Here is a 16,915-nt window from a genome sequence, read left to right as displayed (position 1 = left end):
AAAAATTCTAAGTTACCTTCTGATACATCTAATATTTTTTTTCATGTTCGATGACTTCTTTTAAAAACTGCAGATAGTGCTCATATCTGGAAGAACTAATAAGGCTCTCGCTCAGGGCTTCTTTTACAGCACAGTCAGGTTCCTTGTCATGAAGGCAGCTTGAAAAGCGGCATTCCTGTTTAATCCGGACAAACTCAGGAAAGTAGGACTGCAGTTCCTCTCTCTTCATTTCGGGCAGGTACAGGGATGAAAATCCCGGCGTATCTGCAACAAGTCCTCCTGCTACGGAAAGAAGCTCGACATGCCTGGTTGTATGCCTTCCCCGGCCGATTTTGTCGCTGACGTTACCTGTTTTAAGTGCCTTCCCGGGATTCAGAGCATTGATCAGGCTGGATTTGCCAGATCCGGAAGGTCCTGCTAACACAGACACATTGCCCTTGAGCCTTTCAGCAATTTCATCAATTCCTGTCAGCGTCCGATTCGACACCTGGACGACTTCATAGCCGATCCTGCGGTAATCGACAGACGGGGTTTTATTTCCAACATCCAGATCTTCCTTGGTGAATACGATCAAAATGCTGATTCCTGCTTCTCCGGCCTGAATGAGCAGCCTGTCCAGCAAATTGTAATCCGGATCAGGGGTCTTCAGGGAGAAGACCAAGAGAACCTGATCCACATTTGCAATATACGGCCTGACCAGAGAATTTTGACGTTCGAGTACCTTTTCAATCGTGGCCTTATCCCCTGTTCCTGGAAGAACCATCACCTTGTCGCCGGGGATAAATTCCTGCTTTTTTACACGAAAACGACCGCGCAGGGAGCATTCCCATACCCGGTCATCGGCGTATACGTAATAAAAGCCGGCATATCCTTTCATCAATGTTCCCTGAATCAGCATATATCCTGTTCTTTCCTCCGCTCTAATTCAAATTACTCCTGTACCTCTTATCATGTCAAAAAAATGATTGCATCAGATATTTGGGTCATTTTAGGCCGGGGGCCCCGGTCCCTGAGACACAACAATGGTCACTTCCGAACCCTGCTGGATTGGTTTGCCCGGTTTGGGTTCAGTGGTAATCACGGCTTTCTCCGGAAACAAATCCGATTCTTCCATGATCGGCATTACTTTCATATCGTATTTTTCTAGGTAATCCGTGGTAAACTCCAGTGACATGCCTGTAAAATCAGGCATAGCGGTAATCGTTGGTTGAATTCCTTCGCTGACAAACAGTTCGATCTCTCCGTTCTTTGTCCAGGTCGAACCGGGCGCAACCGATTGTCCAAAAACATGTCCTTTCGAAATGGAAGCGCTCAGCATTGTTTTGACCGAAATATTCGTAAAACCGGCTTCCTTAAGCGTACTCTCAGCGTTTTCCTGAAGCGGATACCCGGTTGTTACATTCGGTACTTTAATGTATTCTACCCCTTTGCTGATCTCAATGTCCACTGACCTTCCAGCCTTAACTTCACTCTTTGGCTTAATGCTTTGAGAAACAATCCCACCCTGCTTAATTTTATCGCTGTAGGTTTCGGTCCGGTTGCCGAGAGCCAGACGGGCTTTGGTCAATTCGATTGTAGCTTCTTCTACAGTCTTACCGGTAAGATCCGGAACGTTAACCACCTGTGTATGGGTGAAAACCCAAACTCCTGAGGATGTCCCGACAACTACAATCAGTGCGGCAATAGCAATCATAACCAGCATCGGAATTTTTTTCTTGCGCTTTTTGGTACGCAGAAGCGCATCATTCTTGGCCTCATTCGGGATTACTTTATCCTTCAAGCCCCTATGAACCTGGGTCTGCATGGTATCTTCATGGTCTCTGGCCTGTCTTTTTTCCCAAACAATGGTCTCTCCGGCTTCGATCCTGTCGAGATCCTCGAGAAATTCCGCTGCACTTTTATAGCGGTCTTGAAGTGATTTGGCCAGTGCTTTCATGATCACTGTTTCCAGTTCCGGGCTGACTCCGGCAACAAGCTTCCCGGGCAGCTCGACTTCCTCCTGGATATGCTTCAAGGCAATGGTAATCGCGGTATCTCCGTCATACGGAAGCCTTCCCGCAATCAGTTCATAAAGGATGATTCCAAGCGAATAGATATCGGACTGTTCCGTGGTTTGGGAACCCTTGGCCTGTTCCGGTGACAGGTAATGCACTGAGCCGACGATATCCCCGGTATGGGTGACGGTTGCCGAAGAGGCGGCTCTGGCTATCCCAAAATCAGTAACTTTGGCCCTTCCATCCGATGCAATTAAAATATTCTGCGGTTTGATATCCCGATGAATAATATTGTTGGCATGTGCATGAACCAGTGCTTCAGCAATCTGACGGATAATATGAATCGCCTTATCCTGGGAAAGAGGCGCTTGCGTACGGATAATATCCTTTAACGTCTGGCCTTTGACATACTCCATGACAATATAATCTTCGTTCCCGTCTCTGCCCACATCATAGATCGAAACGATGTTCTGGTGAGACAGGCTGGCTGCAGACTGCGCTTCCCGGCGAAAACGACGGATAAAACCCTCATCGGAAGCGTACTGTTCCCGCAGGACCTTGATAGCAACGGTTCTGTTCAGTAATGTATCCTTGGCCCGGTAGACGATTGCCATCCCTCCGGCCCCAATCTTTTCTTCTATTTCATATCTTCCTCCGAACATCTTTTCCATTAGTTTTCACCTTCTTTCAATTCAAGTGCTTTCTCTATGACTGCTTTAGCGATCGGCGCTGCCGCTCCGCCGCCGGTTCCGCCATGTTCCACCAGGACCGCTACAGCTATTTCCGGATTCTCCGCAGGAGCGAAAGCAATATACCAGGCGTGGGTATCCCCGTCTCCGCCCGGTTCAGCCGAGCCGGTTTTTGCTGCTATTTGGGCCCCAGATATGGCTCCGGGAGATGCTGTTCCTTTATTGACAGCCAAAACCATGCCGCTTGTTATTTTTTCTGCTTCTTCCTTACTGAGAGGCGTCAGCCAAACTTCAGGTGTCCTTCGATAGATACTATTTTGCTTGGAATCGAGCACACTGTCAATCAAATGTGGAACCATTATTTTGCCGTCATTGGCAACTCCGGCTGTGATCAAGGCCATATGGAAAGGACTAACCATTACCTGACCCTGACCGAAGGTACTCTCGGCAAACAAATTGAGGCTTAAGTTCTCCGGCAAAGGGTCATCTCTGGTAATTGAACTGATCGGAACATACTGATCAAACGGGATATCCCTGCCAAATCCGAAATTGGACACAGCCTCCAAAAAATGATTCACACCAGCTTTGATCCCATACTGAGCAAAATAAGTATTGCAGGAGTAGGCCAAAGCAAGATCATAATTGACCCAGCCGTGCGCTTTATCATTTTGTTCCTGGATCGTCTGCCCGTTAATCACAGTAGAACCTTCACAATCATAAAGTTCTGTCGTGTCGAGTCCTGCCTGAAAAATGGCTGCTGAAGTAACAACTTTCATAATTGATCCTGGAGGAAACAACGAGAAAGCGTGGTTCACCAGCGGACTGTCCGCCTCGGCAATAATTTCGTCCCAGTCCTGTTCAATTGCTCCAGCATCATAGCTTGGCTGACTGACCAGCGCCAGAACATCCCCGTTTTGTGGATCGATTGCCACCACTGCTCCGGTCTTGCCCTGCAAACTCTGATAAGCAGTCTCCTGTAGACGGGAATCAAGTGTCAGTATCAGGTCATTACCTGTTCTCTGCAATTCAAATGCATTCTGAATCCGTCTGAGAATGGAAGGATTCTTCATTCCGAGAAGTGTTTCCGCCTCCGTTGCTTCAAGGCCGGCAGAACCGTATTTTACTGTGGCATACCCCAGTAAAGGCTCAAACATCTCACCCTGCGGATACGTTCTGACTTTTCCGTCAGCGGTTTGCTCCGTCTTTGCCAGAACAACGCCGTTGCGGTCAAAAATGCCGCCCCGGGTAATTCTTTCCTCTAAATAAATCGCGCGCCGGTTAGCTGGATTATCCAGCATCTCATCGGCCTTAACCACTTGCCAGTATACCAGACCCAGGCTTAGAAAAACAAAGCTAAAAACCATGATCAGTGCAATTTTGCGGATTCCATTGTTCATAAGGCATCTGCCTGCTTTCCAATTGGTATCTGACTCACGGAGAAAGCTGAGCTATGAGAAATGCCGGCCAGAATCCCAAGGAGTAAAAAGTGTCCGACCATGGAACTTCCCCCGTAGCTCATCCAAGGCAAAGGCAGACCTGTAAGCGGAAGCATTTTGGTCACCCCAGCCAGGATGATCAGCGCTTCCACACCGATCAGAATGCCTATTCCCGCCGCCAGGATCTGGCCAAACCGATCCACAGCTCTGGTGCTGACGCAGAAACAGCGCATTACAACAATAATAAACAGACTGATGACTGCCATTGCGCCAATAAAACCAATTTCCTCAGCAATTACCGAAAAGATAAAATCAGTGTCCGCATTCGGAATCTGGTAAGCACCTATCCCATTTCCGAGACCTGTCCCGAGAAGCCTTCCCCCGCTTATGGCAAAGATCGACTGGGAGATCTGATAAGCCCCGCCGCTGGCATCCAGCCACGGATTAATCCAGGTAGCAACCCTTACGCGGACATGATCAAACAGGATATAACCAGCTGCCCCGGTCACCATGACCAGCGGAACGGAAACCACGAGATAAAGCAGTCTTTCGGTTGCGACATACAAGATAAACACCATGAGAAGGAAGAATACCAGCGCCGTTCCAAGGCTTTTCTGGGCACCCAGCAATCCGAGAACAAATACGCCGATAAAAACAAACGGGCCCATTGTTTTGGCATCAGGCAGAGAAAATTTCCCAACCTGAATCGTTCCAAAACGTAAAAGCTCTTTATTATCACTTAAATAGGATGCCAGGAAAAGAAGCAGGGCCACTTTGACGAGCTCCTCGGGCTGGAAACCCATCCCGGCAAACCTAAACCAGCTTGTCGCACCATTGATGGTGGTCCCAAATATCAGCGTCAGCAGAAGCATAAGCAAGGCCAGCATTCCCCAGAGATACTGATACTCACCAAGCTTGCGGTAATCTCGTAAAATAAGAAAGACAGCATAGTAAATGATCAAGCCCAGATTCGCCCAGATAAATTGGTCCGCCGCCAGGGCAGGATTGATCCTTGTTAGAAAAACCAAGCCAATCGCGAGGATGGTCTGAACTACCGGCAGGAGATACGGATCTCCCTGATAGCAAAAAAATATTTCAAACAAGGCACCTGCTAGGATCAAAAAAGAAAATACAGCTCCTTGCAGGAAAAAACCGCTTTCAGTCATATCATCAAGTTTCAGTACACCAAGTCCCATCCATAGAATTACTAAAGTCAGAACTCTCAAAGATAGACGATGTAGCATGTTCTCACCGCTCCACAATACAGCATATAGCCGTAAAATTATCCGGAGCCCCCCGTTCGATCACAACATTCTTCAAGGTTTCGAGATGGTCATCCCATGATTTAGCCTCGGAAAACTCCGCAGCAATCTCCTGATCACTGATTTCATTTGAAAAGCCATCCGTGCACAGAAGAAAAACATCTCCGTCCTGTACTTTAAGTTGGAAACAATCTACATCAATGTTGAGCTCCACACCCAGCGCTCTGGACAAAATATGCTTGTGCGGATGATTTTTGGCTTTCTCCTCCGTCAGCTCCCCGAGGCGGACAAGTTCGTTAACCATCGAATGATCCTCCGACAGGAGCGTGAGGGTCTGATTTCGCCATAAATAAATCCTGCTGTCGCCCACATGGCCAACAACGGCTTTATTGTCATAGATCATCAGAGCAGTCAGAGTTGTTCCCATGCCTTCCGTCCCTTCAGTCCGAAGCGATACTTCGTATACTTCACGGTTGGCCTGATTCACAGCCTGAACGATCCAGTCCTGCATATCCTGAATATCCGTAGATTTTAATTCAGCTGCTTTTTCCTCTAATTGTTCGACCGCGATCCTCGAAGCTATTTCCCCGGCATTATGTCCACCCATTCCATCGGCCACCGCAAAAAATGACTCCTCCGGCAATATAAGAAAATAATCCTCATTGTTTTTTCTAACACAACCGGTCTCATAAATCCTAACTGCTTTCATTTCCCCACCTCGAATATAGAAAAGTAATGCTGCCTATCTTGATGAAGTCACCGGAAACAAGCTGGACCTGGGAGTTGATCCGTTCTCCGTTCACCCAGGTACCATTCGTGCTCCCAACATCCTCCAGCGTTGTCATCCCTCTGTTGTGCTTGAATTCAGCATGATCCAGCGAACAATAATGGTCCGGAACGACGATATCGTTGTGCTTTCCTCTTCCGATGGAAAGCCCTCGGGAATCAATCTTGATCTTGCGTCCTTTGGGCAGCTTTTCAGCTCCGCTTAAGACCTCGATACAGCCAAGATCAGATTCGGTTTTGCTCATGATTCCCTTCGACCTTAAATCGGCCAGCATAACCGTCAATATCCGTAAGAGAAAGAGATAGATAAAACCAACAAATACAATCCTTCCAACTACCGTAAGCATTTGCATTCAATCACCGACTTTACTTATCTACCTGAAATTGAAAATGCGTTTGTCCGGCCTTTATCCTGTCCCCAGGATTTACCATATAGCGGTCAACCCTTAATTTGTTCAGATAGGTACCGTTGGTACTGCCTAGATCCTGAACAAACCACCTTCTATTCTCTGTATAAAGCTTCAAATGGTGACGGGAGATCTCCAGGTCTCCGACTTCAATATCACAATCTTCCTGGCGTCCGACGATATACTCGTCCTTATTAAGATCGTAAATCTCACCTTCATTTGTCCCTTTTATAACTTCGAGATAAGGATGAGTTTTCCTGCCGATTGTTTTGGATGATGCCATGATTAATCTTGCAGCATCCGCCAGAACTGTTGTTTTTTCCATTTCTTCATCTTCCGCAGGCGGTTTTTCTTCGTTAATCCGCCAATTGGCGACAACAGAATCTTTAAACTCAATCTGGGTTTTAATTAAGCCAGCATCCATCTTCTCCGAAGGCTGCATCCGCACAACCGGAAGCGCCAGAAAAGTGTAGCCCTGCCTGGTCCCTTCGTCATAGAGATGTTTGGCCAGCTCCACCAGCAGTGTCTCTCCAAAACTTTCCAATACCGCATAATCCTTTGGGTTTAAACTTACGGTGTAAACATTCGGGACATAGACATGGGATATGCTGACCTGTTTATTTTTCAGCATGATTTTATTTAGTTCCCTGGCAACCTGAACAGGCTGAATCGTACCTACCGACTTGCTGAACAAAAATGTAGCCATCTGTTCGGCGATCGATTCAACTTTGTTTAAGAGACGCATACTCCTCACACTCCAAACGCTGTCTAAGCTGACCACAGGCTGCGTCAATGTCCAGGCCTTTTTCTTCTCTGATCGAAACAGGAATCTTGCCCGCTTCGAGAACCCTTTTGAACATCGTTAACCGCTCTTTGCCCGCTTTTTGAACGTCGCTGCCGATTACCGGATTAATGGGGATCAAATTGACATGGGCCAGCATGCCCTTAAGGAGAACGACCAGTTTTTCTGCTTCCTCTTTGGAGACATTCTGTTGGTGTAAAGCAAACTCAAATGTAACTCTTCTGTTCGTCTGATCGGAATAATACCGGCAGGCTTCCAGCAGTTCCTGCAATGGATATCTCCTGTTGATAGGAACCAGCGTATCCCTGACTTCATTTCTGACTGAATGAAGCGATACAGCCAAACCGACTTGCGGGTTGTCCTGTGCCAGTTGAATAATCTTGGGGGCAACACCGCTCGTCGAGATGGTCATTCTCCGCATGCCGATATTCTGACCGTTCTCGCTGTTCAGGATTCGAATCGCTTTCATCACCGCATCATAATTAAGAAAAGGTTCGCCCATCCCCATGAAAACAATATTGGTTACCGTGAATTTCGGGTCTTCCTGCTGAAGCAGCCGACTGATTTCGAGCACCTGGCCGGTGATCTCTCCTGCAGTCAAGTTTCGGCGGAATCCATCCATTCCGGTTGCACAGAAAGGGCATCCCACAGGGCATCCTACCTGAGTCGAGACACATAACGTGTGTCTGTCCCGGCTTGTCAGATGATCATAGTCCATCAGAACCGTTTCAATGCTTTCTCCATCAGCCAGGCGAAATAAAAACTTCCGGGTCCCATCGGCAGAGCGCTGCGCTTTTAAAACAGTCAGCGGCTGGATAAAGAAAACCCTGTCAAGCCGTTCGCTGTCCTGTTTCCCGATATTCTTCATTTCATCCCAATGATGAACTCCTCTGGCATTAACCCAGTTAAAAACCTGATTGGCCCTAAACTTTTTTAAGCCGTTTTCGAGGCATGCTGCACGCATCTCTCCTTCAAGACAACCGCGGCAATCCAACTTTTCCATAATTAGTATTATTCTCCCAATTTCATGATCTTAAACATGTTTTTCCGCCAGACGTAAAGCTTTGTCAATTAAAGCACATAGACTTGCTATAAAATCTTCTTGCCGCTCCTTGCTATCCGTAGCATCGCGTCACTAGGCCATCCATGGCCTTCGAAACTTAGCGATAAAGAATCCATCCATATTGTGATGATGAGGCAGGATCTGCCATACCCCTTTCCGGAGTTGTTTCAGATCTCTCTCCTCTGCTGCAAAAGGCAAACTTCCCGACAAGTCGACGGAAACAAACTCGGGCTTAAGCTGCCGGAAAGCTTTAATCACTTCAAAGTTTTCTTCCGGCTCCGTGGTACAGGTCGAATAAACAAGCTCTCCGCCTTCCCGCACATGATCGGCAGCTTTCAGCAGGATTGCCAGCTGGAGTTCTGGCAGTTTGCTGATCTCGTCTTCTCTCTTCTGCCAGCGCAGATCAGCTCTTTTTCTAAGCACACCCAAGCCCGAACAGGGCGCATCAACCAGGACCCGGTCAAACTTCTCTCCGATTCCTTCCAAAATCCGGGCGTCGCTCTCAACAGTTTTTATCATTGTAATTCCGAGCCGCTCGGCTGATTCCTTGATCAAATCAAGCTTTTGGGGATACATATCTACAGCAACAATGGTTCCCTTGTTTTTCATCAATTGCGCCAGATGGGTTGTCTTCCCTCCCGGGGCACTGCAGACATCCAATACGCTGTCCCCTTCCCGCGCTCCCAATAGATGAGCAGCCAACTGAGAACTCTGATCCTGAACCGTGAAATATCCGTTTTGGAATTCCCAAAGTTGGTCCAATCCGCCAAAATCTTTCAGAATTAAACTTTCCGGTGTGTATTCTCCGTCCACGACCTCAATTTCCTGACTTTCCAATAAGGTTTTTAGTTCCTGCCTTGTTGTCTTTAGGGTGTTTACACGGATAGAAGTAAGGGAAGGTTCGTTGTTGGCTTTGAGCAAAGCTTCTGTTTCTTCCTGCCCCCACCTTGCCAGCCAGCGCTTGATCATCCATTCAGGATGGGAATATCTGACCGAAAGATAGCGGACCGTTTCCTTCTTTTGGTCTGGCCATTCAAAATTCCAGCCTGTTTCAGCCGCCTTGCGCAGGACACTGTTGACAAGGGGGGAATAGGTTCGGTTCAGTTGGTTCATCAGGTCAACACTCTCATTGACCGCGGCGGGCACCGGCACTCTGTCCATGAGTAGTATCTGAAAAACACCGGTCCTTAAAACCGCCCTGACTTCCTGCGGCAATGCGGACATCGGCTTATTCAGATGTTTTCTCAACGCATAATCCAGCGTCAATTTGTTTTTTAATACCCCGTTGACCAAAGCAGTAGCCAGATTCCTGTCCCGGCTCTGGGTCAGTCCTGAAAGCTGGGAACGTAAAAGAAGATTGGCATAGGCCCCTTCTTTTTCGACCCGCGTAAGAATACGCACGGCTATCAGCCGTGCGTTTTGATCGTTTATGCGTTTCCGCGTACGTTTGGTTTTTTCTTCAGTAATAGGGTTATTCTTCTCCGTCATTTTTCTATCCCAATCTTTTTTATTCTCTTGATTCGGTATTAATCATCCCGGCCTTGTGCAATCCACACAAAGCGCAGCAAAGTCAGGATCGCAGTCAGTGCTGCGGCGACATAGGTCAGGGCTGCCGCACTGAGCATCTTTCTTGCACCTGTCATCTCTTCTGTATCTTTAATAATGCCGCTGTCTCCCAGAAAAGCTAAGGCTCTGTTACTGGCATTGTATTCAACAGGAAGCGTAACGATTTGGAACAAAACTGCAAACGCAAAAACATAAATCCCAATATCCAACAAGAAGGATATAGACGGCAGGAACAGTCCAACAAGGATCAAGATGGGTCCTGCCTGACTGCCGAATGAAGCCACTGGCACAAAGGCCGACCTGAGCTTCAACGGAACATAGCTGTCAGCATGCTGCACAGCGTGACCTGTTTCGTGAGCCGCGACAGCCAGCGCTGCAATGGACGTACTGTTATATACACCGCTGCTGAGCCTCACAACATGAGTCCTCGGGTCGTAGTGATCCGTAAGGTTTCCGGCAACCTGCTCTACCTGAACATCATAAAGGCCATTCTCATTCAGCAGCGCTCTGGCCACGTCTGCGCCCGTCGCTCCCGAACTGCTCCTCATTTTGGAATATCTGCCGTAAGCACCACTGATCTTGGCCTGAGCATAGACAGTAAGAATAATCGCTGGAATTAGCAGTATAATCGTGTAATCAAATAAAAACATAATCTTCCTCCTTAAAAAGCTAGACCTGCTCAAATAGCATAGGAGTCATGCTTCTTATGTATAATTCAAGGCACTAAAACAATCATTGTTTAACTATTAGAAGTATATCCATTTATTCTTAGATTTTGCTTAAAAGAAGGAAAGATGAGTGCGATCGTTTACTCAAAACGATCATTTGCTTTAGGTCTGTATCCATTATAAAAGTCCTGGGCACGCATTTTCTTTTTCCCAGCAGGCTGAAGCTCTAAAATTTTTATAATACCTTCCCCGGTCTGAACCAGCAGTCCTCCCTTAGCAAGGGACAAAATGCTTCCCGGCAAAGCGTTTTGCGCAGTCTGTCCGGATAAGGCAGGTTTTCCGGACAGCTCACTTAGCCATATTTTAACCTGTTCTCCCCGGAAAAGGGTAAAAGCACCGGGCCAGGGATTCAGTCCGCGAATCCTGTTATGGATTTTGGCTACGTCCCAGGACCAGTCCACCTGCTCATGTTCTCTTTTCAGAAGCGGTGCATACGAAAATACTTTAGGCTGCGGTACCGGCCGAACGGTCCCATTCTGCAATCCTTCGAGTGTATTAATCAACACCTTTGCGCCGATTTGGGCCAGCGCATCGTAAACTTCACCCGTTGTGGCCTCCGGTACGATTGCATATTCTTTGCTGATAAGCATTGCGCCCGTATCCAGACCTTCATCCATCAGCATGGTTGTAACACCGGTTTTAGACTCTCCGTTCATCACGGCCCAGTGGACCGGAGCTGCTCCGCGATAAGCCGGAAGCAGTGAGGCATGCACGTTAATGCATCCAAAAGGTGGTATTTCCAGAATCTCTTTGGACAGGATTTGTCCGAAAGCGACCACCACAATGCAGTCCGGCTGCAAATCCCTGATCTGGTCGACCGCTTCGGGTGCTTTAATCCTGGCAGGCTGAAATACAGCAAGTCCATACTTTTCAGCCAGTACTTTGACCGGACTCGCTTTCAATTTGTTCCCTCTTCCCGCAGGTTTGTCGGGCTGGGTAAAAACGCCGCCGATTTGATGTCCTGATGCATAGAGCGCCTCCAGGACAGGCACCGCAAAATCCGGTGTTCCCATAAAAACAAGCCGCATCTGACACTGTCACTTCCCGTTCCGTATTCTAAATGCAAAGACTTTCTCTTCGCGCCTTTAGCAAATCTTAGCCATAAATCTTATATCTTATACCCCATATTTTGTCTGCGTGCTACAATTTCAGCGTCAAGCGGACTAAGGTACTACACATTATAAATCTTGTCTGCAATATCGACGAAAAGTATCCCGTCAAGATGGTCTGTTTCGTGCTGCATCGCTCTGGCCAGGAAACCATCGGCATGATATTCCTTCATCTCTCCATTGCGGTCCATGGCCTGAAGCACCACTTCGGCCGCCCGTTTCACCCGGCCAGTCTTATTTGGGACACTTAAACATCCTTCCTCATCTACTTCCGAACCGGTTTTTTTGATAACCATCGGATTGATCAGTTCCAAAAGACCGTCTCCCACGTCGATCACCACAACTCTTTTGGATACGCCGACCTGAGGAGCTGCCAGCCCTACCCCTTTCGCCTCATACATGGTCTCAGCCATATTATCGAGCAATTTAATGATATTCGGGGTAATTTTCTTGACTTCTATTGCTTTTTCCCGCAGGATGTCTTCTCCAATTTTTACTATCTGGTAAACGGCCATTACTGGATCCGCTCCCTTCTCACGCAATTTCTAAAATAATATCCCATAATAAAACCATATAATAGAATTATACATTTCTGAAAGCCTGAAAGCAATTAACACCTTAAGAGCACGTGTCAGGGATGACACAATGGCCGAAAGCGCTACTGTGGCACGCTGACCTACCTCAAATATGTTGTATTTAAGATAGCGGATTCACCTCAATACTGATATTGATCCCTGAGCTGGCCGTTCCAAGATAGAAAGCCCGGACTCCTTGGTGGACGATCCTGCGGAGGACCGCCGGGTTCTTTCCTTTGACCGATACCTGCCAGCGAAATTCATTCTTCAGCCTGGTCAAAACAGCCGGTGCCGGGCCCAGAATCACATATTCCTGATTCAGATCAGCAAGCACCAGACGGATGCTGTTGGCCAGGTCCTGAGCCGCTTTGATTACCCGATCTTCTTTTTCATGAAAAATCATGATCCTGATGATATGAGCAAACGGCGGATAACTTTGCTGTTTGCGGTAAGTGATCTCTTCCCAAAAAAAGGCTGCATAATCCTGTTTGGCTGCCCGCTGGATCGATCTTTCTTCAGGTGAATAGGTCTGGATCACCACTTCGCCGCCTTTAGCCCCACGTCCTGCCCTGCCAGCAACCTGAGTCAGCAGCTGGAAAGCTCGTTCTCTGGATCGAAAGTCGGGCATATTGAAAAGCTGGTCGGCAGAGATTACACCGACAAGGGTAACGTTCGGGAAATCCAGCCCTTTAGCCAGCATTTGGGTCCCGACAAGAATCGGAACCTCTCCGCTGCGAAACCGTTCTAGAATTCTATTGTACTCCCGAGAACCGGAGGTCGTATCGGTATCCAGCCGTAAGACTTCAACTCCTGGGAACAAAGCGGAAACCTCTTCTTCAACTTTTTGAGTTCCCTGGCCGAAGAAACGGATAAATCGGCTGTTGCATTCCGGGCAGCGGTGAAAAACATCCTGTTGATAATTGCAGTAGTGACAACACAGCTGCTGATTATGACTGTGATATGTCAGGGAAACATCACAATGTGGGCAGCGTGCGACATACCCGCATTCACGGCAAAATACAAAAGTGGAATAACCTCTGCGGTTCAGAAAAAGGATACTTTGTTCTCCGTTGTCGATTCTCTCCTGAAGCTTGTTTCTGAGTACCATGGAAAACATTGTTTTATTGCCGCTGGCCAGTTCCTGTTTCATATCCACAATATCGACAGCGGGTAAAGCCCGTTGATTGAAGCGTTCTTCCAGTGACACAAGACCAATCTTATCCCTTTGGGCCGCCGCATACGCTTCCAGGGATGGGGTAGCGCTGCCCAGAAGTACAAGCCCGCCTCTGTCTTCCATCCTTTTCCGTGCGACGTCCCGCGCATGATATTTTGGGTTTTCATCCTGTTTATAAGCGTTATCGTGTTCCTCATCCAGTATGATCAGTTTAAGGTTTGACAGAGGCGCAAAAACAGCGGAGCGCGCTCCGATAATAACGCGCTTATTCCGTTGCAGAATTTGCTCCCAAATTGCTAGTTTATCGCCGGAGCTGATGCCTGAATGAATAATTCCGACAATATCTCCGAACTGTTCCAGAAATATTCTAGAGATCTGAGAAGTAAGTGAAATCTCAGGTACAAGCAGAATAACATCGCCGCCTTCAGCCAGTACCTTTGCCACCAGCTCTTTATAAATCTCTGTCTTGCCACTGCCGGTTATCCCATGGATCAAAACCGTCCCGCCATCATTTTTATTGCGAAACGCCAGAATATCCTGGAAAGCTTTTTCCTGGGCAGGACTTAATGTGCCTGTAATGTGCCAAACGGAACCAGCTGTTATCTGCTCAATATTGTTTCTTGTATCGGCGTCTATGTCTTTATCTGTGTCTATATCAATTTTATTCTCTATGTTATTTTTTTTTCTTTCATTCATGTCGGGACTGCCTGCTTTTGCGGAAAACCGGATTTCTTTTTTGATCCATCCCTGCTTAAGCATATCCTCAAGCAGTTCTTTCTTCGCTCCGCTTCTTTTTAGCAGGACATTTTCCGGCAGACCTCCCCGGCGCGACCTGTTAAGGGTTTTTAAGACCTGAAATGTATCCGGATCGAGAAGCTCCAAAACTTTAACGTCCTCATCGTCCATGCTGGCCATGGAAGTCATCCAGGTTTCTCCCTTTCCCTTTAAAAAAGGCCACACTGAATGAAGGGCTTGCGCTTTTGGGCAGATCGTCGTCTCCGAAAGCCAGCAGGCCAATTCTATGAGCTCCAGTGGAATTAGATAGTTTTCCTCCAAGACCGCTTCTATGCTGCGGAATTTGGGCTCACCGTCGAGTTCAGGCGGGTCGGAACTGATACTGACAACGAGGCCCCGGACTTTTCTGTACTTAAGCGGGACAACCACCATCATCCCCAAATGAATTACGAGATTGTCCGGAATGTAATAATGAAAACTCTGATCAAGACGCCTGTTGGCGACATCGATCAGCACCTCTGCGTATCCGCTCAATTTCAAGGCTCCTCCCTGCTGATGTCAAAAAATTGGATGTATCAATTATAGCAGATAACCCGTCATCTATTCATGCGGAAAAATCTCTGATATGACGGCGTTCCTCGGGCGTCAGCCTAAACTGTTCCATAATGAATTCATCTAGGATTTCAAACTGATCTTCCCCAACGATGATTCGGTCTGTTAATTGCAGGATATGGTCAATCACTGCCTGTTCCCATAAGGGCAGCGGAAGTAGTTCCAGATCTCCCCGGAGCACTTTCAGGGTATGAAATTTCTTGCGGAAAAGGAATTGATAAAGGCTGCTGTTAAATAAAGCAAGAATTAATTTCACCGGATAGTTTCCTGGTTCGGGGATCAGGATATTGGCACTGTTCAGGGTAAGACTGCCCTGATCATCATAGGCAAAAACAAGTCTTTCAGAAATGAAACGGTAAATCAGTTTCTCCGCCGCCCTATATTTTTGCTCCGGTGCTGTTTGCTGGAACTTGTCCGGCTGAAACCGTAAAAAAGAAGACGGCTTCTTCAGAACGAACCTGTCCACATCCGAGCCCTTGTAGACCGGCTCAGCACCCGGCCCGTTCATCTGAAGCAGGTATCTCCGATTATCTCCGGTGACGATTCCCAAGGCCCAGCCGGCCTTATCTTTCAGGTAAGTATGTCTGGTCGAATAGACCTTGCTGAAAATAACTTCCTCCTGGCTGCTCAGGTAAATATCGAAAATGTGCCAGTCATTACTCCGAAACCTTTCCTGAGAAACCAGGTATTCCTGTTCCGGGAATTTCACCAGAACTTGGTCCTGCACCGATGGCAAGGCTTTTCTGAGATCGAGGCGGACCACGGCTGAGAAGACATTTTTAAATCTCCTGCCCAGATATTCGATCCTGATGATCTGGCAATTCTCAAGCAAATATCCTCTGATATCGGCATGAGCACGGATGTTCAGAATGGATTCTGGCAGAATAAATGAGATAACCCCTCCGTCTTTCAGCAGATCAAGACTCGCCCTGAGAAAATAAGAAAAGGACTCCCCAGAAGTTATTTCTGGAAACTCCACAGCCATTTTCTGGCGGACACCCAGATCAATCTCCGCTCCCCACGGAGGGTTCGTGGCGACAAAATCAAATTTCCCGAAAGCAGAAGATTCCCGTCGCATATCGGTTAAAGTATTGCAGTGAATAACGTTAGGCTGAAAATCCCGGGAACATGTCAACAGAAGATTGAGTCTGGCAATCCTTACCGATGTCAGATCGAGGTCCATCCCGTAGATGTTTTCGGGTTCGTCCATATTCCGGGCAAAGGATAAAAGATACTGTCCCGTGCCGCAGCAAGGATCAAGCACCTTCTGTCCGCTGCGGATATAAGCCCGGACAGCGTCATACGCAATGCCTGGTGGGGTAAAGTAAGAACCAAGGCGAGCTTTATTTCCCTCCATGGTCAGTGATTGATAGATGACACCGAGTATATCTTCTTCTAAAGAAAAACGGATGTTAAAAAGATATTCAAGGTGCTGTGAATCCGGCCTGCCGTACGAAAACTTCAAAGAAGATTCTAAAGAAGATTTTTTAGATGTCCTGAGTATATCCTGATAAAAATTCTTCAGCTCTATGCGGACATGCTGTCGCTGGAAAATAGCTTCCGGGAAATCAATAATTTGTTTCAGGTCGTCGGACAATATGTCTCCCGATCTCCGAAAAAAATTCAAAGCCAGAATGAAGACTGCCCATCCCCGGTCTATGTTGTGCCGGAGCAGATAAGCCAATAGATCCATGATCTGCTTACGTGTTCTTTCGTTTGGGATGTATTCTGTCGGGACAAATCGTTTATCAGCACCGGCTTTGTTTGCTCTTTTTCTTAAGCGGTCAAGCTCTCCCTGCGCAATCCGTTCCCGAAGTAGGAGCACCTCATCAAGATCAAAGACCTTTCCGTCAGGATCAGAAGGATGGAGATAGCCATGCCGGACCCAGTTGCGGATACTTGGCACAGATACCCCCAGAATTTCAGCGATTAACTTTGAATCAATTCGATGATTATCCATTTCTGCAGTCCTGTCGC

The 16,915-nt window shown here is 47.4% G+C and carries 14 protein-coding genes; all 14 read right to left on the bottom strand.

Annotated features, from left to right (window positions below):
- Positions 1-28: 28 nt before the first annotated feature.
- The 14 genes from rsgA to DEHRE_RS04820 all read right to left on the bottom strand — a co-directional run bounded on the left by rsgA (position 29) and on the right by DEHRE_RS04820 (position 16,898).
- Positions 29-898 (bottom strand): ribosome small subunit-dependent GTPase A, encoded by an 870-nt coding sequence (gene rsgA, locus DEHRE_RS04885; protein WP_019226419.1) that lies wholly within the window; start codon positions 896-898, stop codon positions 29-31.
- Positions 899-988: 90 nt separating this feature from the next.
- Positions 989-2,665: a Stk1 family PASTA domain-containing Ser/Thr kinase gene (pknB, locus tag DEHRE_RS04880; RefSeq protein ID WP_019226418.1), complete on the bottom strand. Its 1,677-nt coding sequence runs from the start codon at positions 2,663-2,665 to the stop codon at positions 989-991.
- Positions 2,665-4,080, bottom strand: coding sequence for a peptidoglycan D,D-transpeptidase FtsI family protein (locus tag DEHRE_RS04875; protein ID WP_019226417.1), 1,416 nt, complete (start codon positions 4,078-4,080; stop codon positions 2,665-2,667). The genes pknB and DEHRE_RS04875 overlap by 1 nt, the downstream gene beginning before the upstream one ends.
- Entirely contained in the window at positions 4,077-5,315 is a 1,239-nt protein-coding gene (locus tag DEHRE_RS04870; RefSeq protein ID WP_019226416.1) for an FtsW/RodA/SpoVE family cell cycle protein, read from the bottom strand. Before DEHRE_RS04870 ends, DEHRE_RS04875 begins: the two co-directional genes overlap by 4 nt.
- Before the next feature lie 52 nt (positions 5,316-5,367).
- Positions 5,368-6,090 carry a Stp1/IreP family PP2C-type Ser/Thr phosphatase gene (locus DEHRE_RS04865; RefSeq protein WP_019226415.1) on the bottom strand — a complete coding sequence of 241 codons (723 nt, stop codon included), beginning with the start codon at positions 6,088-6,090 and terminating at the stop codon, positions 5,368-5,370.
- Positions 6,077-6,520: an FHA domain-containing protein gene (locus DEHRE_RS04860; RefSeq protein ID WP_019226414.1), complete on the bottom strand. Its 444-nt coding sequence runs from the start codon at positions 6,518-6,520 to the stop codon at positions 6,077-6,079. Before DEHRE_RS04860 ends, DEHRE_RS04865 begins: the two co-directional genes overlap by 14 nt.
- A gap of 13 nt (positions 6,521-6,533) precedes the next feature.
- Positions 6,534-7,319: an FhaA domain-containing protein gene (locus tag DEHRE_RS04855; protein ID WP_019226413.1), complete on the bottom strand. Its 786-nt coding sequence runs from the start codon at positions 7,317-7,319 to the stop codon at positions 6,534-6,536.
- The gene (rlmN, locus tag DEHRE_RS04850; protein WP_019226412.1) at positions 7,297-8,379 is read right to left on the bottom strand and encodes a dual-specificity RNA methyltransferase RlmN; all 1,083 of its coding nucleotides are present in this window, start codon (positions 8,377-8,379) and stop codon (positions 7,297-7,299) included. The genes DEHRE_RS04855 and rlmN overlap by 23 nt, the downstream gene beginning before the upstream one ends.
- Positions 8,380-8,511: 132 nt before the next feature.
- Positions 8,512-9,927, bottom strand: coding sequence for a 16S rRNA (cytosine(967)-C(5))-methyltransferase RsmB (rsmB, locus tag DEHRE_RS04845; protein ID WP_019226411.1), 1,416 nt, complete (start codon positions 9,925-9,927; stop codon positions 8,512-8,514).
- Between the two features lie 38 nt (positions 9,928-9,965).
- On the bottom strand, positions 9,966-10,655 hold the full coding sequence (locus tag DEHRE_RS04840) for a zinc metallopeptidase (RefSeq protein WP_019226410.1): 690 nt from the start codon (positions 10,653-10,655) through the stop codon (positions 9,966-9,968).
- Positions 10,656-10,813: 158 nt separating this feature from the next.
- Entirely contained in the window at positions 10,814-11,761 is a 948-nt protein-coding gene (fmt, locus tag DEHRE_RS04835; RefSeq protein ID WP_019226409.1) for a methionyl-tRNA formyltransferase, read from the bottom strand.
- A 143-nt stretch (positions 11,762-11,904) separates the two neighbouring features.
- Positions 11,905-12,357, bottom strand: coding sequence for a peptide deformylase (def, locus tag DEHRE_RS04830; RefSeq protein WP_019226408.1), 453 nt, complete (start codon positions 12,355-12,357; stop codon positions 11,905-11,907).
- Between the two features lie 181 nt (positions 12,358-12,538).
- Entirely contained in the window at positions 12,539-14,860 is a 2,322-nt protein-coding gene (gene priA / locus DEHRE_RS04825; protein ID WP_019226407.1) for a replication restart helicase PriA, read from the bottom strand.
- Positions 14,861-14,930: 70 nt separating this feature from the next.
- Entirely contained in the window at positions 14,931-16,898 is a 1,968-nt protein-coding gene (locus tag DEHRE_RS04820; RefSeq protein ID WP_025205361.1) for an N-6 DNA methylase, read from the bottom strand.
- Positions 16,899-16,915 lie beyond the last annotated feature (17 nt).

This window comes from Dehalobacter restrictus DSM 9455, from assembly GCF_000512895.1.
Taxonomy (GTDB): Bacteria; Bacillota; Desulfitobacteriia; order Desulfitobacteriales; family Syntrophobotulaceae; genus Dehalobacter; species Dehalobacter restrictus.
Note: the sequence above shows the minus strand (reverse complement) of the source record. Positions and strands in the feature narration are given on the sequence as shown.

Excerpts from the sequence above, each read along its gene's own strand:
- rsgA (WP_019226419.1), bottom strand. The coding sequence starts at position 898 with ATGCTGATTCAGGGAACATTGATGAAAGGATATGCCGGCTTTTATTAC.
- pknB (WP_019226418.1), bottom strand. The coding sequence starts at position 2,665 with ATGGAAAAGATGTTCGGAGGAAGATATGAAATAGAAGAAAAGATTGGG.
- DEHRE_RS04875 (WP_019226417.1), bottom strand. The coding sequence starts at position 4,080 with ATGAACAATGGAATCCGCAAAATTGCACTGATCATGGTTTTTAGCTTT.
- DEHRE_RS04870 (WP_019226416.1), bottom strand. The coding sequence starts at position 5,315 with ATGGGACTTGGTGTACTGAAACTTGATGATATGACTGAAAGCGGTTTT.
- DEHRE_RS04865 (WP_019226415.1), bottom strand. The coding sequence starts at position 6,090 with ATGAAAGCAGTTAGGATTTATGAGACCGGTTGTGTTAGAAAAAACAAT.
- DEHRE_RS04860 (WP_019226414.1), bottom strand. The coding sequence starts at position 6,520 with ATGCAAATGCTTACGGTAGTTGGAAGGATTGTATTTGTTGGTTTTATC.
- DEHRE_RS04855 (WP_019226413.1), bottom strand. The coding sequence starts at position 7,319 with ATGCGTCTCTTAAACAAAGTTGAATCGATCGCCGAACAGATGGCTACA.
- rlmN (WP_019226412.1), bottom strand. The coding sequence starts at position 8,379 with ATGGAAAAGTTGGATTGCCGCGGTTGTCTTGAAGGAGAGATGCGTGCA.
- rsmB (WP_019226411.1), bottom strand. The coding sequence starts at position 9,927 with ATGACGGAGAAGAATAACCCTATTACTGAAGAAAAAACCAAACGTACG.
- DEHRE_RS04840 (WP_019226410.1), bottom strand. The coding sequence starts at position 10,655 with ATGTTTTTATTTGATTACACGATTATACTGCTAATTCCAGCGATTATT.
- fmt (WP_019226409.1), bottom strand. The coding sequence starts at position 11,761 with ATGCGGCTTGTTTTTATGGGAACACCGGATTTTGCGGTGCCTGTCCTG.
- def (WP_019226408.1), bottom strand. The coding sequence starts at position 12,357 with ATGGCCGTTTACCAGATAGTAAAAATTGGAGAAGACATCCTGCGGGAA.
- DEHRE_RS04820 (WP_025205361.1), bottom strand. The coding sequence starts at position 16,898 with ATGGATAATCATCGAATTGATTCAAAGTTAATCGCTGAAATTCTGGGG.